At 57.1% G+C, this 24,215-nt stretch carries 19 protein-coding genes and 1 tRNA gene; 8 read left to right on the top strand and 12 right to left on the bottom strand.

Annotated elements, in window-relative coordinates; translation table 11 throughout:
- Nucleotides 1–76: 76 nt before the first annotated feature.
- The 6 genes from LDL32_RS12350 to mnmE all read right to left on the bottom strand — a co-directional run bounded on the left by LDL32_RS12350 (nucleotide 77) and on the right by mnmE (nucleotide 5,767).
- Nucleotides 77–152 (bottom strand) — tRNA-Lys (locus LDL32_RS12350).
- An 84-nt stretch (nucleotides 153–236) separates the two neighbouring features.
- Nucleotides 237–1,136, bottom strand: coding sequence for a ParB/RepB/Spo0J family partition protein (locus LDL32_RS12345; protein ID WP_233067340.1), 900 nt, complete (start codon nucleotides 1,134–1,136; stop codon nucleotides 237–239).
- Between the two features lie 2 nt (nucleotides 1,137–1,138).
- Nucleotides 1,139–1,960 carry a ParA family protein gene (locus tag LDL32_RS12340; protein WP_233067338.1) on the bottom strand — a complete coding sequence of 274 codons (822 nt, stop codon included), beginning with the start codon at nucleotides 1,958–1,960 and terminating at the stop codon, nucleotides 1,139–1,141.
- Nucleotides 1,953–2,579, bottom strand: a complete 627-nt coding sequence (rsmG, locus tag LDL32_RS12335) for a 16S rRNA (guanine(527)-N(7))-methyltransferase RsmG (RefSeq protein WP_233067336.1) — start codon at nucleotides 2,577–2,579, stop codon at nucleotides 1,953–1,955. The genes LDL32_RS12340 and rsmG overlap by 8 nt, the downstream gene beginning before the upstream one ends.
- On the bottom strand, nucleotides 2,576–4,447 hold the full coding sequence (gene mnmG / locus LDL32_RS12330; protein WP_233067334.1) for a tRNA uridine-5-carboxymethylaminomethyl(34) synthesis enzyme MnmG: 1,872 nt from the start codon (nucleotides 4,445–4,447) through the stop codon (nucleotides 2,576–2,578). The genes rsmG and mnmG overlap by 4 nt, the downstream gene beginning before the upstream one ends.
- Before the next feature lie 12 nt (nucleotides 4,448–4,459).
- Nucleotides 4,460–5,767 carry a tRNA uridine-5-carboxymethylaminomethyl(34) synthesis GTPase MnmE gene (gene mnmE, locus LDL32_RS12325; RefSeq protein WP_233067332.1) on the bottom strand — a complete coding sequence of 436 codons (1,308 nt, stop codon included), beginning with the start codon at nucleotides 5,765–5,767 and terminating at the stop codon, nucleotides 4,460–4,462.
- Between the two features lie 100 nt (nucleotides 5,768–5,867).
- On the opposite strand from mnmE, the gene LDL32_RS12320 reads away from it, so the two are divergent.
- Together LDL32_RS12320 and LDL32_RS12315 are read left to right on the top strand one after the other, a co-directional pair.
- Nucleotides 5,868–6,323, top strand: a complete 456-nt coding sequence (locus tag LDL32_RS12320) for a methylated-DNA--[protein]-cysteine S-methyltransferase (protein ID WP_233068879.1) — start codon at nucleotides 5,868–5,870, stop codon at nucleotides 6,321–6,323.
- Between the two features lie 25 nt (nucleotides 6,324–6,348).
- Nucleotides 6,349–7,320 carry a quinone oxidoreductase gene (locus tag LDL32_RS12315; protein ID WP_233068877.1) on the top strand — a complete coding sequence of 324 codons (972 nt, stop codon included), beginning with the start codon at nucleotides 6,349–6,351 and terminating at the stop codon, nucleotides 7,318–7,320.
- A 176-nt stretch (nucleotides 7,321–7,496) separates the two neighbouring features.
- Here LDL32_RS12315 and rho read toward each other — a convergent pair whose 3' ends face one another.
- From rho to LDL32_RS12300, 3 genes are all read right to left on the bottom strand, one after another.
- Nucleotides 7,497–8,807 carry a transcription termination factor Rho gene (gene rho / locus LDL32_RS12310; RefSeq protein ID WP_233067330.1) on the bottom strand — a complete coding sequence of 437 codons (1,311 nt, stop codon included), beginning with the start codon at nucleotides 8,805–8,807 and terminating at the stop codon, nucleotides 7,497–7,499.
- Nucleotides 8,808–9,016: 209 nt separating this feature from the next.
- Nucleotides 9,017–9,286 (bottom strand): hypothetical protein, encoded by a 270-nt coding sequence (locus LDL32_RS12305; protein WP_233067328.1) that lies wholly within the window; start codon nucleotides 9,284–9,286, stop codon nucleotides 9,017–9,019.
- The gene (locus LDL32_RS12300) at nucleotides 9,264–9,584 is read right to left on the bottom strand and encodes a hypothetical protein (RefSeq protein WP_233067325.1); all 321 of its coding nucleotides are present in this window, start codon (nucleotides 9,582–9,584) and stop codon (nucleotides 9,264–9,266) included. Before LDL32_RS12300 ends, LDL32_RS12305 begins: the two co-directional genes overlap by 23 nt.
- Before the next feature lie 36 nt (nucleotides 9,585–9,620).
- On the opposite strand from LDL32_RS12300, the gene LDL32_RS12295 reads away from it, so the two are divergent.
- The 5 genes from LDL32_RS12295 (at nucleotide 9,621) to LDL32_RS12275 (ending at nucleotide 20,003) form a co-directional block, all read left to right on the top strand.
- Nucleotides 9,621–10,778: a polysaccharide biosynthesis/export family protein gene (locus LDL32_RS12295; protein WP_233067323.1), complete on the top strand. Its 1,158-nt coding sequence runs from the start codon at nucleotides 9,621–9,623 to the stop codon at nucleotides 10,776–10,778.
- 85 nt (nucleotides 10,779–10,863) lie between these two features.
- Nucleotides 10,864–12,009: a capsule biosynthesis protein gene (locus LDL32_RS12290; protein WP_233067321.1), complete on the top strand. Its 1,146-nt coding sequence runs from the start codon at nucleotides 10,864–10,866 to the stop codon at nucleotides 12,007–12,009.
- Nucleotides 12,010–12,627: 618 nt separating this feature from the next.
- Nucleotides 12,628–13,428 (top strand): ABC transporter permease, encoded by an 801-nt coding sequence (locus LDL32_RS12285; protein WP_233067319.1) that lies wholly within the window; start codon nucleotides 12,628–12,630, stop codon nucleotides 13,426–13,428.
- Between the two features lie 462 nt (nucleotides 13,429–13,890).
- Nucleotides 13,891–14,298, top strand: coding sequence for a tetratricopeptide repeat protein (locus LDL32_RS12280; protein WP_233067316.1), 408 nt, complete (start codon nucleotides 13,891–13,893; stop codon nucleotides 14,296–14,298).
- Nucleotides 14,299–14,339: 41 nt separating this feature from the next.
- Nucleotides 14,340–20,003, top strand: coding sequence for a glycosyltransferase (locus tag LDL32_RS12275; protein ID WP_233067313.1), 5,664 nt, complete (start codon nucleotides 14,340–14,342; stop codon nucleotides 20,001–20,003).
- 287 nt (nucleotides 20,004–20,290) lie between these two features.
- Here LDL32_RS12275 and LDL32_RS12270 read toward each other — a convergent pair whose 3' ends face one another.
- Nucleotides 20,291–21,586 carry a hypothetical protein gene (locus LDL32_RS12270; RefSeq protein ID WP_233067311.1) on the bottom strand — a complete coding sequence of 432 codons (1,296 nt, stop codon included), beginning with the start codon at nucleotides 21,584–21,586 and terminating at the stop codon, nucleotides 20,291–20,293.
- A gap of 510 nt (nucleotides 21,587–22,096) precedes the next feature.
- Nucleotides 22,097–22,468 carry an FkbM family methyltransferase gene (locus LDL32_RS12265; protein WP_233067308.1) on the bottom strand — a complete coding sequence of 124 codons (372 nt, stop codon included), beginning with the start codon at nucleotides 22,466–22,468 and terminating at the stop codon, nucleotides 22,097–22,099.
- 130 nt (nucleotides 22,469–22,598) lie between these two features.
- On the opposite strand from LDL32_RS12265, the gene LDL32_RS12260 reads away from it, so the two are divergent.
- A protein-coding gene (locus LDL32_RS12260; protein ID WP_233064331.1) for an IS630 family transposase occupies nucleotides 22,599–23,665 on the top strand; the annotation gives its coding sequence in 2 pieces (ribosomal slippage) (nucleotides 22,599–23,085 and nucleotides 23,085–23,665; 1,068 coding nt in all).
- On the opposite strand, the gene LDL32_RS12255 is transcribed toward LDL32_RS12260, so the two are convergent.
- The gene (locus LDL32_RS12255) at nucleotides 23,634–24,011 is read right to left on the bottom strand and encodes a hypothetical protein (protein ID WP_233067306.1); all 378 of its coding nucleotides are present in this window, start codon (nucleotides 24,009–24,011) and stop codon (nucleotides 23,634–23,636) included. The two genes, LDL32_RS12260 and LDL32_RS12255, sit on opposite strands and share 32 nt — an antisense overlap.
- Nucleotides 24,012–24,215: the final 204 nt, after the last annotated feature.

Genomic DNA, 24,215 nt, shown 5'->3' with positions numbered 1-24,215 from the left:
TGGCCGGGGGATGCGATACAAAAAATCCCCACCGGCGGAGCCTTGATGGGGACTTGTGCACTCTTGTTTAATCCTGTGGTGGGCGCACAAGGGCTCGAACCTTGGACCCGCTGATTAAGAGTCAGCTGCTCTACCAACTGAGCTATGCGCCCACAGGATTACCCTCTCGGGTGAAAGGGCTTCTAGCAGTCACCCCACTGGCTGACAAGGGGATTTTGCACTTTTATGAAAATTTTCTACTGCTGCAGCAGCCGCAGCAGGCCATCGAACTGTTCGAGCGAACGGTAGTCGATCCTGATGCTGCCGCCCCTGCCATCAAAACTGATCTGGACCTTCAACCCCAGCCGGGCTGCAAGATCACGTTCCAGTGAGGCGATTTCGGGGTTACGGGCGGCCTTTTCCGCCTTCTCGCGCGCGGCAGCACTCTTTCGCTCCTGCTGCCTGGCCAGCGCTTCCGTCTGGCGCACGTTCAGCCCCTGCGCCAGCACCACTTTCAGCGCCGCCACGGGATCCGCATGCGCCAGCAGGGCGCGGGCATGCCCGGCCGAGAGACTCTGGTGACGTACCGCATCGCGCACCGGTGCGGGCAGTTGCAGCAGGCGCACCATGTTGGCCACATGCGGACGGGACTTGCCAATCGCGCTGGCCAGTTCATCCTGTGTCAGTTCGTAGTCATCAAGCAGGCGCTGGAGACCCTCTGCTTCCTCAATGGCGTTGAGGTCGGCACGCTGGAGATTTTCCACCAGGGCCGCGGCCATGGCATCCCCGTCGTCCAGTTGGCGGATATGGACGGGCACGTCATGCAGCCCGGCAAGCTGGGAGGCACGCCAGCGCCGCTCCCCCGCGATGATCTGGTAGATGCCCGCGCGCTGCGGGTGCGGGCGTACGAGAATGGGCTGCAGGATACCGCGCACACGAATGGAACTGGCCAGTTCCTCCAGCGCTGCGGGTTCCATCTGCTGGCGCGGCTGGAAAGGGCTCGGTTCCATCACATCAACCGGCAGGCTGGCGATGACATCCGACGCCTTGCGCCCCTCCACGGCGGGGGCAGCGGGCAGCATGTTCACCTGCTCGCCCAGCAGGGCGGCAAGGCCGCGCCCCAGACGGGGCCGACCGGCATCCTTTTTGGTTTTCATGACTATGCCTTCCCTTTGCGGGCCGCACGCAGGGCGAGACGGTCCGAAACTTCAGCGGCCAGCGCCTGATAGGCCTGGCTACCCGATGAGCGCTGGTCGTAATTCATGACCGGCTGCCCATGGCTCTGCGCTTCCGAGATGCGGATGTTGCGGGGGATCAGGGTTTCAAGCACCTTGTCCCCAAAGAAGCTACGGGCATCATCCGCCACCAGTTCCGACAGGTTGTTGCGCCGGTCGTACATGGTCAGGACAATGCCATCAAGCTTCAGGGCCGGATTGAGCGACTGCCTGACACTGTTTACGGTTCGCACCAGCTGGCTGATCCCCTCCAGCGCAAAGAACTCGCACTGCAAGGGCACAAGGACCGACTGTGCAGCCACCAGGGCATTGAGGGTCAGCAGGCCCAGGCTAGGCGGGCAGTCGATCAGCACCACGTCATACGCGCTGCTGATCTGCTCCAGCGCATCACGCAGGCGGTATTCACGCCGTTCGGCCATGACCAGTTCCAGCTCCGCCCCGGCCAGTTCCGTATCGGCCGCGATCAGTGACAGGCCGGGCACGGCACTATCCTGCACCACGGATGCTGCACGCGCGCCATCTTCCAGCATGGCGTAGGTCCCGCTGCGGCGGGCATCATAACCCACGCCCAGCCCGGTGGAAGCATTGCCCTGCGGGTCCAGGTCCACCAGCAGGACCTTCAGCCCCGAAGTCGCCATGGCGGCTGCGAGGTTGATGGCCGTGGTGGTCTTGCCTACGCCGCCCTTCTGGTTGGCCAGCGCGATAATGCGGGGGGAAGATGGGGCCCCGCTTCCCGTATCATTCATTGTTGTGGTCTCTGACACGCCTGATATCGCTCAATTCTAGAATCACACCATCCGCATTCGTGCGGCTCGGGATTCGGGTTGTCGCCATGTGCCAACCGGCACGGGCCGTGGTCAATTCCTCTTCCGCGCTGCGCCCTTTGAGGAACAGGCAGAAGCCATCGGGTCGCAGAAAACGCGAACCCCATTCCAGCAGTAGTGGCAGCGGGGCCAGCGCGCGGGCCGTCACCACCTGCGCGGGCTGCACATCCGCCTTTTCCAGCCGCTGCGCGCAGACCGTGACCTGCACGCCCGCGACACGCGCCGCCTCACGCAGGAAGGCGGCCTTGCGCTGGTCGGACTCGATCAGCGTGACACACGCATCGGTTGCGCAGGCAATGACCAGCCCCGGAAAGCCGCCGCCAGACCCCATATCCACCAGACTGACCCCACCCGGCGGAATCAGTTCCGCCAGTTGCAGGCTGTCAGCCATATGCCGCGACCACAGATGGGGCAGGTCATGGGGGGAGACGAGATTGATCTTCTGGTTCCAGCGCAGCAGGATGTCGGCATAGCGTTCCAGCCGTGCATGTGTTTCACGTGAAACATCGATCCCGGGGGGCATGGCCTGCGCTCCCGTCATGCCACCACCTGGCGCTGGCGCACATGTGCCAGCAATGCGACCAGGGCAGACGGTGTAATGCCCGGAATACGCTGCGCAGCCCCAAAGGTCACGGGCCGGACCTGTGCAAGGCGTTCCTGCATTTCCGTGCTCAGGCCACCGATCCGGCGGTAATCGAGATCGGTTGGCAGGGTGATGCGGCTTTCGCCCGCAAGCTGGCGGATCTCGCGCTCCTGCCGAGCGATGTAACCGCTGTAGCGGGCCTCGGTCATCAGGTGCTGCGCCACACGGGGCGGCAGGTCCGCGAACCATGGCGCGATGCGGGCAATGATCTGCGCCGTCACATCCGTTGCCAGCACGTCCATGAGTGAACGGGTGCGCCCGTCGGCGGATACATTCACGCCTTCGCGGCGCAGGGTGTCCGTCGTATAGGTCTCGGCGCGGGCCCGTATCGTTGCCGCATCAATCGCGGCGCGGTCGGCACTGAAACGGGCCGCGCGCGCAGGCCGCACGCATCCCCATTCCAGCCCCAGCGGGGTCAGGCGCAGATCGGCGTTATCAGCCCGCAGAGTCAGCCTGTATTCCGCGCGTGAGGTAAACATGCGGTAGGGTTCCGACACACCCTGCGTGGTCAGGTCATCAATCATCACGCCTATATACGCATCCCCACGGGCCAGGGTCACCCCTGCCTGGCCCGATGCATGACGGGCCGCGTTGATGCCCGCGATCAGGCCCTGCGCGCCAGCTTCCTCATACCCCGTGGTGCCGTTGATCTGACCGGCCAGGAACAGGCCCGGCAGGGTCTTGAGTTCCAGCGTGGGGGCCAGTTCACGCGGGTCGACATAATCATATTCCACCGCGTAGCCCGGGCGGACGATGCGGCAGTTTTCCAGCCCCGGAATACTCTGCAGCATTTCCAACTGCACATGTTCAGGCAGGCTGGTGGAAATGCCGTTGGGGTAGACCAGCGCACCATCCGGATTGCCGAGCAGCCCTTCCGGTTCAAGGAAAATCTGGTGCGACTCCCGCCCGGCGAAGCGGACGACCTTGTCCTCGATGGAGGGACAGTAGCGCGGTCCCTGCCCCGATATCGTCCCGCCATACAGTGCGGAAAGCTTCAGGTTTTCGCGAATGATTTCATGCGTGCGCGGCGTGGTGGCGGTAATGCGGCATGACACCATGGGGTTGGGCAGCACGTCCGTCATGCGGCTGAAGGGTTCAGGCACCGCATCACTCCGGTCCTCGGGCAGGCTGTCCCAGTCGATGCTGTCACGTGCAATCCGGGCCGGGGTCCCGGTCTTGAGGCGGCCCATGCGCAGCCCGAATGCCGCCAGCCGCACACCCAGTGCATTGGCGGGCCTGTCCCCTACCCTGCCGGCCGGCTCGCTGTCATGTCCGACGTGGATCATGCCGCGCAGGAACGTGCCGGTCGCAAGCACTACGGCACCGGCGGCAAAGCTGCGACCATCCTCGCACACCACACCTTCGACGCGACCCTGCCCATCCACCAGCAGGTCACCCACCGCACCTTCAATGATGTCCAGCCCTTCGGTCCGGGCCAGCAGGTCCTGAATGGCCTGCCGGTACAGCGTGCGGTCCGCCTGCGCGCGGGGGCCATGCACTGCAGGTCCCTTCGAGCGGTTGAGCAGCTTGAAATGAATGCCGGCCCGGTCGGCGGCAATACCCATCAGGCCATCCAGCGCATCGATCTCACGTACCAGATGCCCCTTGCCAATTCCCCCAATGGCCGGGTTGCACGACATGACGCCAATCGTGTCAGAGCGATGGGTCAGCAGCAGCGTGCGGGCACCGGCGCGCGCGGCGGCGGCGGCGGCTTCGCAGCCCGCATGTCCCCCGCCCACGACAATCACATCATATGCGCGCTTCATCCCGCCTTACTCCTACTTGCCAATACAGAACTGGCCAAACACCGTATCCAGAAGGGCTTCCACATCCACCGCTCCGGTCAGGCGCCCCAGCGCGCGCATGGCCAGCCGCATTTCTTCCCCCCGCATCTCGGGCCACGGCATGGTCAGGGCCTGACCGATATGCCGGACCGTTTCCTCTATCGCCGCGCGATGCCGCGCGCGCGTAAACGGTGCCGTGGCCCGGCCTGCCGTCAGGGCACGGGCCCTGTCCGCCAGCGCCTTCCTTAACACATCCATCCCCCCATCCGTGAGCACGCTGATGCCAATTGCACGCAAAGGTGCCGGATGCAGGTCCGTCTTGTTACATACCAGCATATCCGCCCCCTCCAGCGGGGGTGGCGGCTGGTCACCCACGAATACCTGCACCACGCAATCAGCCTGTTTCACGTGAAACAGTGAGCGGCGCACGCCCTCGGCTTCGATCTCGTCCTCTGTTTCGCGCAATCCGGCGGTATCGACAAGCGTTACCGGCACATCCCCCATCACCATGCGCACCTCGATCGCATCGCGCGTCGTGCCCGCGCGCGATGAGACAATTGCGGCGTCACGACCGGCCAGCGCATTCAGCAGGCTGGACTTGCCCACATTCGGCTCACCCACAATAGCAAAGACCAGTCCGCGCCGCAGCCGCTCCGCCCCCTCACCTTCAGCCAGACAGGCCAGCATGGTGGCATGCAGCGCCTTCAACCCATTGCAGAGTTCCTGCTCCACTTCCGGCGGCAGTTCTTCATCGGGGAAGTCGATCAATGCTTCCTGATGGGCCAGCAGGGTCCGCAGCCTGTCGGCCCAGTTCTGGTACAGGCGGCTCTGGGCACCATCAAGCTGTGAGAGCGCCTGCTGGCGCTGGGCTTCCGTCTCGGCTTCGATCAGGTCGGCAATGCCTTCCGCCTGCATCAGATCCATGCGTCCATGCGCAAAGGCACGGCGACTGAACTCGCCCGGCTCCGCAGGTCGCGCACCAAGCGCCACCAGTGCATCGGCCACGGCATTGATGACAGCCGGTCCCGCATGCAGGTGCAGTTCCGCACCATCCTCACCCGTGTAGCTGTCGGGGCCGGGAAACCATAGCACCAGCGCCCGGTCCAGCAGCACCGGTGTCGTGCCATCCCGTCGCCATAACCCCCGTAGCGATGCGCGGCGTGGTTCGGGCAAACGGCCACACAGGTCCTTCACAATCCGGCCCGTACCCCTGCCACTCAGCCGCATCACGGCAATGGCGGCACGGGACAGGCCACTGGCCAGCGCGAAAATAACAGGGGGATGGCCATCACTTTCCTGCATGACTCTCTCCATAACGGCCATCGACATTTTACCAGTTCCGGGAACGGCGTTATCGTTCACCTCTTTGTCCTGATCAAGGTGACTCATGCCACAACTTTCAATGCATTCGCCACTGGCGCCGCTGACCGTATCTGCCGAGGACGGGAAAATTGTCGCGCTGGACTGGGGCTGGGGCCGCGATCAGGAAGAAACCCCCCTGCTGCTGGAGGCCCGCGCCTGGCTGGATGCCTATTTTGATGGCGATGCCACCGCATGCACCCTGCCGCTGGAACCTTATGGCACCCCGGAACAGGTCAGGGCATGGCGCTTCATGCTGACCATACCCGTAGGCCAGCAGGTTTACTGGAAGGATGCGGCCCGCCTGGCCGATGTCTCGCCCGAGACCATTATCAGCGCGTGTGGAGAGAACCCCGTTCCCATCCTGATCCCCTGCCACCGCATTGATCTGGATGACTGTCCGGATTACGACCCCGAGACCTATCCGGGGGAAGAAGGCGCGCGTGACCGGCAGTTCCTGCGTGATCTGGAAATACTGTGCATCACCCCCAAGCCCTGATCCATTCACCGGGACCAATACCATGATGAATACCGTCATTCGCGTGCATGATTATGGAGGCCCCGACGCCCTCCATGTCGAAACACTGCCCGTTCCCACCCCTGCGGCCAATGAAATTGTCCTGCGGCAGGAAGCGGTCGGGGTCAATTTCATTGATACCTATTTCCGCAGCGGCCTGTACAAATTCCCTGCCCTCCCCGCCATTCCCGGCATGGAGGGGGCCGGCACGGTCACGGCCGTCGGCGCCGATGTGCACGATATCCATCCCGGCATGCGGGTGGCCTATCCCGCCACGCCCGGTGGTTATGCCACGTTCCGCGCCATTGCGGCGGACCGCGTCGTCCCGCTGCCCGATGCCATCGGGTTCGATACCGCTGCCGCCATCATGCTCCGCGGCCTGAGCGTTCACATGCTGCTGCGTGAGGTTCACTGCGTCCAGCCGGGCGAGGACATACTGGTCTATGCCGCCGCCGGTGGTGTTGGCCTGCTGATGTGCCAGTGGGCGCGGTATCTTGGGGCACGGGTCATCGGTGTCGTCTCGACCGAGGCCAAGGCCGAACTGGCGCGGGCGAATGGCGCGGCGGATGTCATTATCGGTACGGAGCACGTGACCGAACAGGTGCGTGACCTGACGGGCGGCCGCATGCTGCCGGTTGTCTATGACAGCATCGGCAGGGCAACATTCGAGACCAGCCTGTCCTGCCTGGCGCCACGTGGATTGATGGTCAGCTACGGCAATGCATCGGGCGCCGTGACCGGGGTGGATGTCGGAACCCTTGCGGCCCATGGCAGCCTGTTCCTGACACGCCCCCTGCTCATGACCTATATTGCCCAGCGCCCTGCCCTGCTCCATGCTGCACGGGCGCTATTCGATCTGGTGGAAAAAGGCGTGATCAGACCACGTATCGGCCAGTCCTTTAGCCTGAAGGATGCGCCGCAAGCCCATATCGCCCTGGAATCCCGCAAGACCACGGGCAGCACCATCCTGTTACCCTGAATCTTTCATAGAGAAGTTTTTGGTGAAGCTTTTTTCAAAAAGCTTCAAAAGAATGCCGCCTTTTTGAAAAAGGCGGCATCCAAAAACTTCTGTCCTTTTATCCAAAACATCATCGGAACATAAAAAAACCCCGGCTGAAAGGCCGGGGTTTCTGTCGTCACGATCATCCGGTGCGATCAGGTATTCATCGCATCGAAGAAGTCGTGGTTGGTCTTGCTGTATTTCAGCTTGTCGAGCAGGAAGTCCATCGCATCCATCGTGCCCATGGGGGCAAGGATACGACGCAGGACCCACATCTTGGCAAGATCGGCCCGGTCAACCAGCAGTTCTTCCTTACGGGTACCGCTCTTGGTGATGTCGATGGCGGGGAAGGTCCGCTTGTCGGCCAGCTTGCGGTCAAGGATCAGTTCGGAGTTGCCGGTGCCCTTGAACTCTTCGAAGATGACTTCGTCCATCCGGCTGCCGGTATCGATCAGGGCGGTGGCAATGATGGTCAGTGATCCGCCTTCCTCGATATTACGGGCCGCACCGAAGAAGCGCTTGGGGCGCTGCAGTGCATTGGCATCCACGCCACCGGTCAGCACCTTGCCCGATGAAGGCACGACGGTGTTGTAGGCACGGGCCAGACGGGTGATCGAATCCAGCAGGATCACGACATCACGCTTGTGCTCGACCAGACGCTTGGCCTTTTCCAGAACCATTTCCGTAACCTGCACGTGACGGGTCGCAGGTTCATCAAAGGTGGAGGACACCACTTCACCGCGTACGGAGCGGGCCATGTCCGTCACTTCTTCCGGGCGCTCGTCAATCAGCAGCACAATCAGGAAGACTTCGGGATGGTTTGCGGAAATGGACGAGGCGATGCTCTGCAGCATCACGGTCTTGCCGGTACGCGGGGGGGCCACGATCAGCGCGCGCTGGCCCATGCCGATGGGAGAGACCAGGTCAATCACGCGGGACGTGAAGTCCCGGTTGGGCGTCTTGCCCTTCCCCTTGCCGCCGGGGGGCACTTCGTCAGCACCGCCCACAGCCGAATTCTCGACTTCCATCTTCAGCCGGCGTTCCGGATAAAGCGGGGTCAGGTTATCAAAATTGATGCGCTGACGCACCGCCTCGGGCGGCTCGAAATTGATCGCATTGACCTTGAGCAGGGCAAAATACCGCTCCCCATCACGCGGGGCCCGGATCTGGCCTTCCACCGTATCACCGGTGCGCAGGCCGAAGCGGCGGACCTGGCTGGGGGAGATGTAGATATCATCCGGGCCGGGCAGGTAATTGGCTTCCGGCGAACGGAGAAAGCCAAAACCGTCGGACAGGATTTCAAGCGTGCCGTCCCCGTAGATGGCCTGGTCATTGTCGGCCAGGGTCTTGAGGATCGTGAACATCAACTCCTGCTTGCGAAGAGATGATGCGTTTTCAATGTTCAGACTTTCAGCATAAGCCAGAAGGTCTGCTGGAGATTTGGCCTTGAGTTCGGCGAGTTGCATGCAGGATATGCCTATAAGTGGGCAGTTCACGGAAGGAAAGGCAAGACAGCAATCAATTTAACAAGGAGCGCTGACAGCGCGGGGCCTTGACCATGTTTCTGATTGAAGACCGGCTAATGCTGCTTGACGGATAGGAGGGAACTCCGGACGTATGATATACTCCCCAGAGCCCTTCAAATATATGCCCTTGGTTCGTGAACGTCAACCATCTAAACAGACCCGTGCCCGCTGGCAGGATATCCACTGGCAGGCAAAGTGGCACCGTTGGCCCCGAACCCGAACAGGATCGGCGCCGGATCATACAGGTCAGCCCGGCCATCACCCGCTGACATGCCCGTTTCGATCAGGCCGATACGTGAAAGCCGCCCGCATGCCCTGGCGCATATCGGGAGGGCATGTACCGGCGCAATCGTCAGGAACCACCAGCGCGCGGTACGTCCCGCAGCCGTCTGGCCATCACCGCAATGGCCAGAAGACATCAAGAAAATCATCCAGCCAGGTCAAGTCCAGTTGTGTAGAATGTACCGGAAAGTCGCAATGCGCGCCCTGTACACTTTCCGCCCCTGTCGCAGTACGATATTGTCTATAGGCAGATAAAATATAATTTGATAGAAACCGCTTTCCCGGCCTCTCCTTTTTGCCATCCTGAAATGCGGTGCGCGGATTGTCTTCTGTTCTGAACTGTATCTTTCCGTTACCATAACCTTCATCTGCGGTGTCGTTTTGGCTATTTTCTGTTTCCCGAATTTTTTGGGTCCAGTTCACCCCTGCACGCAACGGAGAGGACGCCTCATTGCCATGGGTGGGGCCCTCATGCTTCTGTGCGGTTGCAATGCGCTGCCTGACAGCGGGCCGACGGAATACCAGGTGAACCGGGCGCAGCGGGACCCGAAGAAGAACACGATGGGCTACGGGATTGTCCAGGTGAGCCCGGAACTCATAGCGCTTCTGGACAACGAGGCCCCGCCCCGCTTCAGCAGCCTTGATGCGGACCATCCGCTGACGCACCCGACGCGCAACGACACGGTGGGGCCGGGCGACATCCTGCAGATCTCGATATACGAAATCGGCAGTGGCCTCTTCAGTCCCAGCAGCAGCAGCATGGCCGCGGCCAGCGCCAGTGGCACCAACGCCACGCCCACCCCGTCCACGACAGCCAGCCTGCCCCCCGTCAGCGTGGATGGGAGCGGCATCATCGAGATCCCCTTTGCCGGCCAGATCCCCGTGGCCGGCCTGACCACCAGCCAGGTCGCCCAGGCCGTCACGGACAGGCTGAAGCAGAAATCCCAGGCCCCGCAGGTCGTGGTCCGCATCCTTTCGGACATTGCCAACTCCGTCATGGTGTATGGCAATGTGCGCCAGCCCAGCCGGGTTCCTCTGACCCCCAACAGGGAACGCATCCTCGACGTCATCGCGCTGGCCGGGGGGGAGACGCATACCGAGCAGGCGGATGCGGATTACGTGGTGCAGCTGACACGCAACGGGCAGGTGGCCGAAATGCCGCTCCAGGTCATTGAAAACGATCCTGACCAGAATATCGTGATGCAGGCGGGCGACAGGATCCAGCTGACCCTGCGGCCGCGCAGCTATACGGTGTTCGGGGCCAGTGGCCAGGTCACCCAGATACAGTTCCGCACACCCGTGCTGACCATGGCGCAGGCCATATCGCGCGCGGGCGGGCCGATCGACACCCGGGCGGACCCCAATGCCGTCTATCTTTTCCGCTTCGAGAATGCCGGTGTCCTGCGCCACCTCGGCATGGCGGTCGACCAGAACGCAGCCACGGCGCCCGTCGTCTACCAACTGGACATGATGAACCCCAGCAACTACTTCCTGGCCCAGAAATTCAGGATGCAGGACAGGGACCTCATCTACATCGCCAATTCGTCCAGCAACAAGTTCTACAAGTTCTTTGGCCTGATCAGCACAATCATCGCACCAGGAATTACAGCAGCATGGATCGCCAAATGATGAATGGCTTCACAAACCATATTCCCTCTGGTGTTCCGTGCCCGTCATCTCCTGATATATCCAATTAATATTGGAATGATAATTCATGAATGACGATGCATCCATCGCGCATACCGGGTCACAGCACATGCTTCCGACCGACCATGTGAAAAATAAGATTTACCGGCATAAATACTTAATAATATTTGTATTTTTTCCAACATTTCTGATTTTCCTGTATCTGACCCTGCTTGCGACGCCGCAGTATGTCTCCGAGGCACATTTTATCGTGCGGGGTAATTCCAGCCAGTCAGGCATTTCCATCAGCAGCATCCTGCAACCCAGTTCCGAAGGCAGCCCTACGGAAAATGCTTTCGTGGTGCAGGATTACATGGAGTCACGCGATGCTGCCAGCCTGCTTCTCAGGCAGGAGCAGCTTCTTGATATTTATTCGCGACCGGAAGCCGATTTCATCGCCCGGTACTCGCGATCCCTGTTTTCAGGCGAATTCGAGCATTTCTACCGGTATTACAAGCACCACATATCGGTCAAGCAAAGTTCGGAAACACATATCAGCATTCTGAAAGTACGGACTTTCCGGGCAGCCGATTCCCAGAAAGTGGCCCGTGCCCTGCTGGATGCCGGTGAAGAACTGATCAATCAGATCAATCAGCGCCAGCGGGAAAACCTGATCCGTGTCTCTGCCGCGGAAGTAAACGATGCGCAGGCCAAACTGGATAATATCAACCAGAAACTGGCACAATACCGTAATGTCGCCGCATTGATTGATCCATTGACCCAGTCCGGCCCCATGCTGAACTTTGTCAATAACCTGCGCAATACACTTACCTCTACACAGATGAAGCTGAATCAGCTTCAGAAATTCGCACCGGCCAGCCCGCTGATACCAGGCTACCAGCATCAGGTCGACATTCTGACTGACCAGATCGAAAAATCACAAAGTAATCTTACCGGATCAAGACAGTCCCTTGTGCCCAAGATCACCGGATATGAAGATCTGATGCTGCAGCGGAACATACAGCAGCGCATTCTTATAAGTAATGTCGGTTCTCTTGAAATGGCGAAGCAACAGGCGGACCAGAATAAAATTTACGTTGATGAAATCGATCGCCCGAATGCCGCGGACTGGCCTGCGTATCCAATGAATATACTGGTATTGGCAATCGCATTATTCGGGTTCTTCGTCCTCTATTCCATAGGGAAACTTCTGCTTAATATGTGGAAATCATAAGACAGCAGACTGATCCCTGCCGCCTTCAGGCAACCCTGAAGGACAAGTTTCCGGAAAAACCAGCTGTTACTGAGGCGCGGCAATGTGACCAGGGTAACATCGGGAATATCGTGACGCCCGACCATCATGAACAGGCATGCCTTCACATCCATGGTCTGCTGGCCGGCAGGATGCAGCATACAGCCCGTTCGGTCCCGCCTATCTTCGCCTGCTGCCGGCAGGGCGTCACGGTTGATATGGCCTGTGTGGCATGCAGATCCGGTCGGGGAGCCGACCAAGCAGGATATCCTCCACGACGTATCTGAATGATCACGATGCGATGAAGGGCGGCATGGCCTGACAGTGGCCTTCGTGATCATGCCGCTCTGTCGGATACGATACCCGCCCGCCTGTCCTGACGGCCATTCCCTGGCGGTAAACTCTGGACAGAGGGGGAGGAGGCGTATTATTCGTTTTCCCGTGGATCAGATCAACACTGGCCATCATGTTTCTGATAGCAACCACTGAATGGCAACCGTAACCTTAACTGGCATCCGCCTGTTGCAGCATCCTGATTGACTGAAAGACACGGGGGCTGCATTCAGGCGTCCTGGGGACAGGTAGGAAGACATAAACAGTATGAAAATTTTGCAGACCCTACGTCAAGTGAGAGGACTTCTCACACTGCAGGCGCGCGTCATCTATGCCCTGATCATGCGCGAAATTCATACGCGCTATGGGCGGGATAACCTGGGCTTCCTATGGGTGCTGGGGGAGCCGGTACTCTTCTGTGGCGGCGTGACCATCATGTGGACCCTGATACGGCCATCGCATGAATATGGCCTGCCCATGACGGCTATTGTCGTGACCGGCTATGTGCCCCTGACCATGTTCCGCCACTGCCTGCTGCAATCGGTCAAGGCATTCAATGCGAACGGAAGCCTGCTGTTCCATCGACAGGTCACGCCATTAACCATTATCCTGGCTCGTGTCGCGCTGGAACTGATTGGAACGCTCATGGCCGGCATACTGGTTGTGCTGGGGGCCGTGTTTTTTGGATACATGAAGCCACCACAATATTATGGAATATTGTATGTGGGGATATTTTACCAGATGCTGTTCTGTACGGCGATTGGCATGATTTTCGCTTCGCTAAGTGAAATGTCTGAATTCGTTGAGAAAATCATGCAGGTTTTCAGTTATCTTTCACTCCCGTTTACCGGTGCCTTTACAATGGTAAACTGGATCCCTGCCCAATACAGAGCAGCGATGATGTGTTCGCCCAGTGTTGATAATATTGAAATGATCCGGGAAGGTCAGTTCGGGTTGAACGCCCACGCCCATTATGACATCTTTTACGATACCTGGATTACAATCGTGTTGCTGATCATCGGGTTTGTCCTGACCATAAAATCACGGAAATATATCCTGGTTCAATAGTTTGCGATTGGAAGCAGGTTCCATCGCCAGAACAGGGCCTTAGTCCTCGGCTCAGATGGCGGAGACAAAACACTGTGCAGGGCACCGGTTGTAATGTGTAAGGAACACATTGCCGGTCCCCGCATGACCCGACAGAGGTACGGGCAGGGATGCGACATACCGCTTCGGGTTCATGGACCCGAAAGCCGGTCGGGCAGTCTGCGCTGATAATAAAACGGACCTGCCATTTCTGAATTCGTACGGAAGGTATCCCGTTCTTCCCCTTCTATATTATAATAAAAAACGTGATCAGCCCTTCAGATTTAAATAAATTTGCAACCAGTTGATCAAGGAATCTTCCAAACACTTCCGGAAGGCTCTCCGCCTTGACATTCCCCCCCCGCTCATCAAAAATACAGACTTTCGTTTATCCGCGATTTGATGAGTTAAAGTAAGGAATTAGTCATGTCTGCCGAAATGATTATGATGATTCCCGCAATACGTCGCCGTCGTGGGCGTGCCTTTGCAAGGGAGGGCGATGCCGCACGGGACCGTCAGGACTGGACGCGGGCAGCGACTGCATACCGCAATGCAATGCAACTGATACCCGAGCGCACGGATCTCTGGCTACAGTATGGCCATGCCCTGAAAGAAACAGGCAATCTGATAGACGCGGAACTGGCATACAGGCGGGCCCTGTCGGCTGAACCCTTCAATGCTGCCGCCCATCTGCATCTTGGCCATGTTCTGAAAATGCTCAAACGCCATGAAGAAGCGGCCTGTGCCTACCAGCGTGCCTATCTTCTGGCGCCGTCCTGGCAACCGCCACAGATTGAACTCAGCCAGTATAATGTCGACTATAACAATCTGGTTACACTACCCGCTAAATGATCCCGAATTAAATATGGCTGGTTACTATTGTGAACGGAAAAATGGACAAGGTAAAATCACTTTCTGACATTGCGATATCTGATATCGCATCGGAAACAGTCTCCTTTGATCTATTCGATACACTCATCTATCGAAAATATCTTTCTGTTTTTCAGGTTCATGATCTGGCAAGCGCCTATGCCCTGACACAGGTCGGGCGCTATCAGACCGACTCCATCGCCGACCTGACACAGCGGCGTTACGCCGCAACCGACATGCTGAAGCTCGGAGAGGGTGATCCGGTGGAAGAACCCCCTCTGGCCAATGTCTGGGCCGAGGTCATGTCCACCTATCTGCCTGAAAAAGATGCAGCCATAGCCATGGGCGCCCGTATAGCGGCGTTCGAATTCGATGTCGATTTTCGCAATCTGTCTGCTGTTGATGGCGCCCGTGCCCTGCTCGAACGCCTGAAAGAAGCGGGCAAGAAAATAATCGCCATCTCCGACATGTATTTCTCCACCGGGGAGATCAGGCAGGTTCTGGCCAATGTCGGACTACTGGATCTGTTTGATGACGTTTACGTATCCGCCACGGTCAACAAAACCAAACAGACAGGCAGTCTTTTTACGCATGTCTGCCAGGAGCATGGCCTGCAATCTGCCGAACTGACGCATTTCGGTGACAATACCGCATCTGACGTTGCCAATCCGCGCAAGCTGGGGATTACCGGCATTCATGTCGACCATCATGAGAGCCTGAAACTTCACCCACCTGAATACGGTCATAATGCGGATGTCCATCAGGATATCGCCGCCCTCATCAAGCTGTTTGTCGCGCAGACCGTCTTTCATACAAAAGACAATGACCGCAATACGCTGTTTTTCCTCAGCCGTGATGGCTACCTGATCCATCAGGTCCTGCAGACATGGAAAAATCCCCTTCTGCATCAATATTTTCCGCAGATTGATTCAGCGGACCTGTTTATCAGCCGTGCGATTTCGTGCTGGCTGAACGTCAATTTCAATACCGACTGGCTTGTCCAGTCCATCGGGCATGCCTTCTGGCTGCTGCAGGGGAAGGCAACGCCAAAACAGATATCAGCGCTGTTGGGCATAGAGGTTGTACCATCCAGCCTGACGGACCGTGAATACAGTTCGGACAAAGATACCTTTATTGTACAGGAAGCATATGTCGCCGCCGGCCTGACACAGGAGATCAGGCGTTCCATCCTGGACAAACGGTCCCGTGCCCTGCGCCACTTTCGGGAATGCGGGCTGCTGGACAATGATGGCGCCACGATATGTGATGTCGGCTATTCAGGAACGGTTGTCCGTGACCTCAATACGTTCTTCCTGCAGGAAGGTCTCGGTGATGTCCCCCCTATCGGGTTCAACTGCATTTCAAGTAATGCCAATTATGCGCTGAACAGCATATCGGCCCTTCCGCATATCGACTTCTGCAAGGATGTGATCCTCTCTGCGGACACGCTGCCAAAATCACTGACCGACAGCTATGCCTGGCTTGAAATGTTCTTCAAGCATCCGACCTTTGGTCCGTTGCTGGGCTATTGCGAACGTGATGGCCAGATGCAGCCTGATTATCAGGTGGCCACGGAAGTCCCCCCCAATCACCCCGCCCCCCGTATTCTGGCAGCCAGTCACGATACACCTTCGGATATTGTGCTTCTGTGGATGGCGGCCGTTCGGGAATGGTCTTCCTTTACGGATGTTCTGATCAACCGCTTTACCAATCCCGACATGAATACCATCCGGGAGATGGCCGCGGATATTTACGAAGTCGATGCGGTTACCGGACAGACCCGTTCAGTCCTGCTGATTGACCCTTCCCTGGATGACGCGCAACTCTATGTCAGGGCGAAAGCAGGGGATTACTGGATTCCGGGGTCCATTATCGCCACGAATGCCAGGCGCAGTCATGACCGCAAGAACAGGAACATTGGCAAGAGTATCGGCCAGTTCATTGTCAGGCGTACCAAAGACGCACGGCATGCCATCAGGAATATCCAGGAAAACATTTCCAAAAAAACGGCTTCTCCTCTGGCATCGTTTGATCCCGTTTTCTATCGTGATTTCTATCCCGATCTCAGAAAACTGCCAGATGACGAGGCGCTGAAAACCCATTACCTGGAGCATGGCCGCCTTGTCGGACGCTATGGCTGCGAAGCCGAAATGCGGGCCGCACTGGCGGAAGCCCGGACGAGATATCTCACTCCCGATGAAAATCTGAAATGGAAGAATGCGCGCCTGTTCCTAGAAAGGGGCTATGTACAGTCAGATGAGGACAACGCCTCCCCGCTGACCGTAGATCAGATCCAGAAATGCAGGAATGAATTTGAGGAACTGGCCTTTCAGGACAGGCTGGCTTTCACCACGGCTGAAACGGAGCAGTGGCAGAAAGGCCATTCCGCATGTGACATTTTTCTGGCCCGTTACGACCTGCTGCCCGCCAAATGGCTGGATGTCCTGAACCTTGTGGAATTCAATGCGCTCAACCATAAATGGGCCGGTTATTGTAAAAGTCTGGCGCAGGCCGTTATCGTCTTTGCACAGAAGGGCGTCACACGCCTTGCACCCCTTTCACTGAATTCAATATTCGATGCGGATTTCTACCGTCAGCGCCACCCCCGATTGGCACAGGCAAGCGACGAGAGCGCTTACCGTCACTGGCTTACGCATGGTTATGCGGACGATGAACCGACATCGGAAAGCGAGATGCTGCAGGCGCTCATCGGGCAACGCAGTTTCCCATCCGCGTTTGATGCGGATCTGTTCCGTAAACAGAACCCGGTTCTTGCAGGTACCAAAACTACCCGTGGCGACATTCTGGCTGCTTTCCTGACATCTGATAAAGCCAGCCATGAAGGCGTGATCTCCGGTGATGGCAGCGGCAGCCTGTGGCGCCTGCATGCGGACTTCGCGCTCCAGCGGGGTAATGATGAACTGGCACAGGAATCCCTGTACCGCGCACTTGAGAATGGCGCGCCAGCCGGGAGCGTATGGCACAAGCTGGGTGATATGGAACGCCAGAGGGGCCGCCTGCAGGCCGCAATGGCGGCATATCTGAAAGGAATTGCCAGTCCCTATCCTGATCGCTGGAACTATATCAACGGTATGCAGGTTGCGGCACAGCTTGGCGCCTTTCAGACAGGTCTGAAATTCCTGGAAGAAGGCGAAAAGATCTGGAAGCGCATGCAGCCCTGGCGCATGGCGCGGGAGAATCTGTTCCGTCTCTGGTTTGACAGTGAGGCTGCGACTTCACTGGCGATGTGGAATCCCGATTACCCGCCCGTGGGGCAGCCTGAAACCAAATTCAGCCATTTCCTGGACAAGTTTATTCCGATAATGGCCAGAAGCGTTCCCTCGGGCCTGAAACTCTGCCGTCCGGATGGCCCGATACTCATGCGGGTCCAGACAAATGTGTCGGAACGGGTCAAATGGGAACTGGAACTGCGGAATGCCGATGATACGATAAGAAAGGTTATTGTCTTTCCGCGCCATCATGTCCAACTGCTGACCGAGAGCCTGCCAGGCGCCTCGCTGCTGATCCTGCATGAAGTCGAGCTCGATTCCCTGGTTATCGATACGGTACTTTTTGCACGCGGTTACGGCATTCCCACCCTGTCATGGACAGGAAGCCTTGGCGTCCTGCCTTCAGCCCAGCTGGACCTGTCGGAACTGGCATGGAGCGATTTCGTCCGTAAGCATGAAGGATTCCGGAAATCCATCACGTTACGTGAAGTCTATAGCGGACGGCTATGTGATTCCTGTGTCAGCACGGCGCCTGCCTTCGTACCCGCACTGGCAGATGTCGTGCCTGATGGCCACGTGGTCGCAGGGGTATCCGCGGCAACGAACGCCATTCGTAAATTACCGTCCGCGCCCGGTGATACGGTACGGATTCTGGTCTACGCCCGTGGCCGTCCGATACCGCGCCAGCTGCGCCATGGGCGACAGGCCAACCTGTCTCCGGAACAGTTGCGCGCCATTGATGATCTGACCCGGGCGCTGGTGCAGGTTCTGAAAAACCACGATCAGGTTGAACTGATCATTGATGGAAATCTGCCTGCGGAAAACGAATTCCGCTCCTTTGACAGTCGCGTGACGGTCATCAATGCCAGAATGCAGCCTGACGAGGCACTGGCACTGACCGCGGCTGTTGATCTGGTTGTCGATTTTTCAGGTAGCCGGGAATATTATCGTTCCCATTGGGCGGAAGCGGCGTGGTTCGGTATTCCTGCCATAGTCAGCAACGAGCGACTGCACTCCAGGCTGACAGACGGCGCCAATGTCCTTGTCGTGCCCAATGCGCCTGCCCTGCCAGCGGCGGTTGACAGGATATTACAGGACAGGACATTGGCCACACAGGTTGGCAATGCTGCCCGGCTTGACCTGAAATCAATGCTTGTATCGGATGAACAGGCCGTTGCTGCGGTCAAGGCCCCGATTGTACCGTCCGCTGTCAACCGCAAGCGGATACTCTATGCCAACGTGTTTGCCCCCCCGCAGATTATCGGGGGTGCTACCCGTGTGCTGACCGATAACATGCAGTACATGCTTGATCATGCGCACGATCGGTATGATCTGGCCGTTCTGGCGTCAGATGATGAAAACAGCTATTGCAGCATGGTACGATGCGATGCATGGAAAGGCATTCCCGTTTTTCAGATCGCGACGCCACAAGAAATCGATATGGACTGGCGTATGTACAATTCGGACGTGGATGCCTATACGCGTCGCGTCCTGAAACTGATGTCACCGGATCTGGTGCATATTCATTGCCTCCAGCGCCTGTCCATCGCTGTGGCCGAAGCCTGTCTGGCCCTGCGCATTCCCTACGTCATCACGCTTCATGATGCATGGTGGCTGTCAGACTTCTCGTTCCTGACAGAAGAAGATGGCAGCAGCGCCAGTCTTTCGCCCGACCCTTCCCGACAGACATTTTCCCGTCGGATCGGGTTGCCACGCAGCCTGGAACGGGCCATGCGCTGCCGCCATGTCCTTCATGGCGCGGAAGCCCTGCTTTCTGTATCCGAACCCTTCGCCAAACTGTTCCGGGATGCCGGTTTCAAAGTGGAAACCATTGCCAATGGCGTTTCCTCCTTCCAGCCGGAAAAGACGAAACAGCCCCACACCCGCGTGCAGCTTGGTCACGTTGGCGGCACCCAGGCACATAAGGGCGTATACATGATCGAGTCCGTGCTGCGGACCAACAGGTTCAAGAACCTTGATCTGACCGTTATTGAACTGGCGCGCGATACGGGTGACAGCATACAGACCGTATGGGGCACGACGCCTGTCACCATTACCGGCAAGATCCCGGCTGACCGTATCGGGGCGCTCTATGACAGGCTGGACGTCCTGCTGGCACCTTCTACATGGCCGGAAAGCTTTGGTCTGGTCTCACGCGAAGCGGCTTCCCATGGTTTGTGGGTGATCGCAGGCGACCGGGGGGCCATGGGCGAAAATGTCGAGAATGGCCAGAACGGTTTTGTCATCGACGTAAGCAATACCGAGGAACTGGAACAGGTACTGAGAAAAATTGACGCCAACCCGGAACAGTATCTGGAACCTCCCAAAGTATTGCCGACATTGAGAAGCGCGAATGATCAGGGTCGGGATCTGCTGGAATTTTATGGTCGTCTTCTGAAAACCATTGATGGCGCAGGTCAATCCAAGGATTCCAGAAATTCCTATTCTCTGACATGATTTCTATAGAAGTAATAAATTGATCATACGCCCTGTCATTATGTTTCGATAATGACAGGGCTTTGAAAAAACTGCCATGTCAGGCGGGTGCAGGCGGTTCACAGGTCCTTCATATATCCTGATACACAGAAAGCCGAAGTCATCGGCCATTCGGGCCCGTTGTGTCACAGACAGTCCAGAGGAAACCGAAGCGGGCAGCAGCAGCCGCACGGTCAGGAAGAGCTTTTCCCACCACACGGAACGCACGGAAGGCGAGCTGGGCCCGGATATCTCATGTTCAGGAAAAGCTAGGGCCGACCAGACTGTGTCAGCGTTCCCTTGATAACCATGTTGCCATTATTATCAATGGACGCGACCCGTGTCGTACCAACGATGTAAACCAGTTTTGATCCGTCAAACATCACGCAATTCGCACCGTCGTTGAAACAGGCCCGTTGTCCTTTGGCCAGGTTGATTGCGACCGGCGTGTCGGCACGGGCCGTATTTATGGCTGCCGTACTGTATTTCCCGTTCAGCATCAGACCGGCTGATGCTGACGTTGACGCATCCGAAAATGCGGAACCTGTGTGTGTTCCTGCAATAGTAATGGCATCATGGGACGATGTTCTGATATTCAGGTCACCATGAAGATGGGAGCCACTGATATAGGCACCAATACTGGATGATGTATTGAGCCATATATCCTGCCCGGTCTTTGTCCCGGTTATCAGGAGACCATTCTGGCCTGTGGACTGATCGAAAAAGGCAGCCGTTGCATGATTTCCCATCGCATAATAACCGTAATTCGCACCGCTTCGATCCCATATGGTCTGACCGGATACACTATCGGCTGTCCCACCATTATTTTTCCCGCCGAAATATATTCCTGTATGATAAGAGGCCACGGTCTGCCCCGGTGATGCCCCCAGATAAATACCTGCCGTGGAAGTATAGCGGCTTGTTGTATTCAGGAACAGATTAACCACAAACGCATTATGCGTGTCGGTGTCACCCTGCCAGTTGGAGATATCACCTTCGGCCCCGATGGTAGACATGGCGTCATCCATGGCACCCGGTTTTCCGGGTGTCCCACTGCCGGGCTGCCCATAAAGGGAATTGATGCCGCCGGGCACTGCATTGCGCAGGATATTCCAGTTGAGACCCCAGCCGGGGCCACTGTTCTGTCCCTGCATCAACCCGAAATAGGCCGCCATCTTGGCGCCGGGTGCCGCGATCAGTTTGGGATCTGTTGAACTGCCACGTCCGGTATTTGAATATAGACCGGAATAGAGTTCATATTCCCACGGATTGGCCAAAGTGGTCTGTCCGTAAATGGCCAGCGCAGTCCTGACCGGCCCACCGGCCGCATCTCTGGTCGGGCAGGAGGCAACCGGACATGTGAGTATGGAAGGGTTACCTGAAAGCGACATGCCGTTGGCGTCGAACTGTTTCCCCCGTCCCGCCGGAACGGGTGCGGAAGACACGGTATGGGTGGATTCCCCCGTGACAACGGAAGACTGCCCTGCCGGGGCGTTTTGAGCATGAGCCTGTAGGGCCATAAAGGGCAGCAGCGCAAGGCCGCTTATCAGGACAGCAGCACGCATTGAGTCATGTCTCCACCAAGATTATCGAACTAACCCCCATCATATTGTCCCGATATCTGGAGGTTCTCAGACGCCTGGGTAGGCATTACATGCAGGTAGTGTGTTAGCGTGCCGGGCCGGTGTGGGTTCCTGCGCCAGAACAGCCAGTCTCGATATACTTTTACGCATGCAGGTCTACTACACGCAAGCAAGACACATAGGCCATAGGCCGTGGCATGCCTGTTCCACGTCACATGATCGGTATCAGAAGTTCTGTGGCAAAGTCACCTGTCACCCCATCCAACCTGATCATTGTATCAGTTCCATACAATACAGGAATCACCGTGTAGAAATCGGGGAACAGCCTGAAACTGTTCTACCGGTAGGGAACATAATGCGGTTTCCCTACCGGTTACAGAATTCGAAAAAAATGGTCACTATCTTGGCATGCGGCGAACCGGCATGAGCAATCGCCGCACCGTCTTATATTGCGAAACACCATGCCAGTTTATGATATGAAAGATATCATTATTATACGCGATACATGGCTTCCATCATGGAAAAAATATTTTTTACAAGCGGGATGGAAAAGAGATAGTTATTTACAAAAAGGATATCTTCGAACATCCAGATAGGCTTGTAGTTATAACCTTCCATCTGGTTGACAACATTGCGCAAAGCATCAAACCGGATATGCTTATGTTCCATGTATACAGCCATGGGACGATGGTTATCAAAATTATAACCAGACAGCACTTTATCGTCATGGCCTTCTGTATCGGTTACAAGCACATGAATATTACCGATCCCAGATTCCTTTACGATGGTATCAACACGTTTCGTCTGAATCGGAATAGTGTTTATGTATTTCTCCATATCCGGCACGAAACAGGCATGGTTCATGATCACGGATCGGTCGAATGACGACAGGAATGGCGCAACAGGACTAATACCAAGGGCTATTGTCTCTGACTCATCTGTGAAGTGACGCGAAGGGCCTGTTCTGATTCTGTTGTGAGAGGGAGGATCGGGAATGGCTGGTGCGATTGCTTTACGGACGGATTATACGGCTTCTGCGTTACGACGTCTGGCTTCTCGTACGCGGGATGCGAATGTTGCACGGCGCCTTTTGTCTCTGGCTGCGGTGCGCGATGGTGCCAGCCGTGGCGAAGCGGCGCGGATCGGCGGCATGGACCGGCAAACCCTGCGGGACTGGGTGCACCGGTTCAATGCTACGGGGCCGGATGGTTTGCGGGACCAATGGCGCAACGGGTCGGTCTGCCGCCTGACAGCGGACCAACTGGCAGAATTATCGGCGCTGGTCACGACAGGGCCTGACCGTGCCCGGGACGGTGTGGTGCGCTGGCGTCGGGTCGATCTTCAGCGGGTCATCGAAGAGCGTTTTGGCGTCTCCTATCACGAACGCCATGTCTCCACCCTGCTGAAGCGGCTTGGGTTCAGCCACGTCAGCGCGCGTCCGCGTCACCCCGGACAGGATCCATCCGTCATGGACGCGTTTAAAAAAACTTCCCCACGATCCTGAGCGCCCACACCGGACATCTGCCCAAGGGCAGGCGGATTGAACTCTGGTTTCAGGACGAGGCCCGCATCGGGCAGAAGAACGGCCTTGTCCGACAATGGGCGCGGCGTGGCACCCGACCACGCCAGCCGGCCGACCAGCGCTACGAGAATGCCTGGCTGTTCGGGGCGATCTGCCCGGCACTTGGCAAGGCGGCAGGCCTGGTGCTGCCGTTTACCGGCACGGCCAGCATGCAACTGCATATCGAGGAAATCTCACGCTGCGTCGCACGCGGCGCCCATGCCGTCGTCCTGCTCGATCGTGCCGGCTGGCATACGACACCCAAACTCAGACTGCCGCGCAACGTCAGCCTGGTCTTCCTGCCGTCCCGCGCGCCCGAACTGAACCCGGTCGAGAATATCTGGCAGTTCCTCCGCGCCAACTGGCTGTCCAACACCGTGTTCAGTGGCATCGAACACATCATCGAAGCCGCATGCACCGCATGGAACAACCTCACCGCCCTGCCACAGACCATCCGATCCATCGGTCTCAGAAACTGGGCTCATATAGGTCAAAGGTGATAGCCCTTGGTATAATGGCCTCAGCTGATTCATCAACTTCATAAAATGGAAAGATGCCTTCCTCGGACCCACAGCAGGCCTGAACAAACTGGACCTTGCTATCCGTTGGATAGTTTTCTTTCAGGCGTTTAAACAGATAGGGTACGGGTTCAACCAGAACACCTTCCCAGTTATGAACCTTTACATAGGGAAATACAGGATCATGACCACTTGATCCATCATTAGCCCCTACTTCTACAAAACGGACATTGCAACCTTCATTGCTTCGGACAACTGCGGTAATCGTATCAAAAATCTCATGCCGAATATGATTACAAATACCTGCATGAAAATCGTGTATATTCACCAGAATTTCCTTAACATTCATACAAAACATTACATATGTCTATAAATATCATGAATGTGTTACATAACATGACATTTAGACCCATACTGAAACATTTTATTTCCGTTTGTATAGGTAGTCAATAGGTGCAATAAATTTGAATCTACAAAATAGATCAATATTTATCATTATTTATTCATGCATACGGCATTAATAAATCTTGTA

This window comes from Komagataeibacter sp. FNDCF1, from assembly GCF_021295335.1.
In the GTDB taxonomy this organism is placed as follows: Bacteria; Pseudomonadota; Alphaproteobacteria; order Acetobacterales; family Acetobacteraceae; genus Komagataeibacter.
Note: the sequence above shows the minus strand (reverse complement) of the source record. Positions and strands in the feature narration are given on the sequence as shown.

Bases quoted from the DNA above. Each gene is read 5' to 3' on its own strand.
- LDL32_RS12280 (WP_233067316.1), top strand. From the start codon at position 13,891: ATGATGATTCCCGCAATACGTCGCCGTCGTGGGCGTGCCTTTGCAAGG.
- LDL32_RS12315 (WP_233068877.1), top strand. From the start codon at position 6,349: ATGAATACCGTCATTCGCGTGCATGATTATGGAGGCCCCGACGCCCTC.
- mnmE (WP_233067332.1), bottom strand. From the start codon at position 5,767: ATGCAGGAAAGTGATGGCCATCCCCCTGTTATTTTCGCGCTGGCCAGT.
- LDL32_RS12265 (WP_233067308.1), bottom strand. From the start codon at position 22,468: ATGAACCATGCCTGTTTCGTGCCGGATATGGAGAAATACATAAACACT.
- LDL32_RS12345 (WP_233067340.1), bottom strand. From the start codon at position 1,136: ATGAAAACCAAAAAGGATGCCGGTCGGCCCCGTCTGGGGCGCGGCCTT.
- LDL32_RS12295 (WP_233067323.1), top strand. From the start codon at position 9,621: ATGCTTCTGTGCGGTTGCAATGCGCTGCCTGACAGCGGGCCGACGGAA.
- LDL32_RS12270 (WP_233067311.1), bottom strand. From the start codon at position 21,586: ATGCGTGCTGCTGTCCTGATAAGCGGCCTTGCGCTGCTGCCCTTTATG.
- LDL32_RS12305 (WP_233067328.1), bottom strand. From the start codon at position 9,286: ATGTCTTCTGGCCATTGCGGTGATGGCCAGACGGCTGCGGGACGTACC.
- LDL32_RS12290 (WP_233067321.1), top strand. From the start codon at position 10,864: ATGAATGACGATGCATCCATCGCGCATACCGGGTCACAGCACATGCTT.
- rho (WP_233067330.1), bottom strand. From the start codon at position 8,807: ATGCAACTCGCCGAACTCAAGGCCAAATCTCCAGCAGACCTTCTGGCT.
- LDL32_RS12285 (WP_233067319.1), top strand. From the start codon at position 12,628: ATGAAAATTTTGCAGACCCTACGTCAAGTGAGAGGACTTCTCACACTG.
- rsmG (WP_233067336.1), bottom strand. From the start codon at position 2,579: ATGACGGGAGCGCAGGCCATGCCCCCCGGGATCGATGTTTCACGTGAA.
- LDL32_RS12340 (WP_233067338.1), bottom strand. From the start codon at position 1,960: ATGAATGATACGGGAAGCGGGGCCCCATCTTCCCCCCGCATTATCGCG.
- LDL32_RS12320 (WP_233068879.1), top strand. From the start codon at position 5,868: ATGCATTCGCCACTGGCGCCGCTGACCGTATCTGCCGAGGACGGGAAA.
- mnmG (WP_233067334.1), bottom strand. From the start codon at position 4,447: ATGAAGCGCGCATATGATGTGATTGTCGTGGGCGGGGGACATGCGGGC.
- LDL32_RS12275 (WP_233067313.1), top strand. From the start codon at position 14,340: ATGGACAAGGTAAAATCACTTTCTGACATTGCGATATCTGATATCGCA.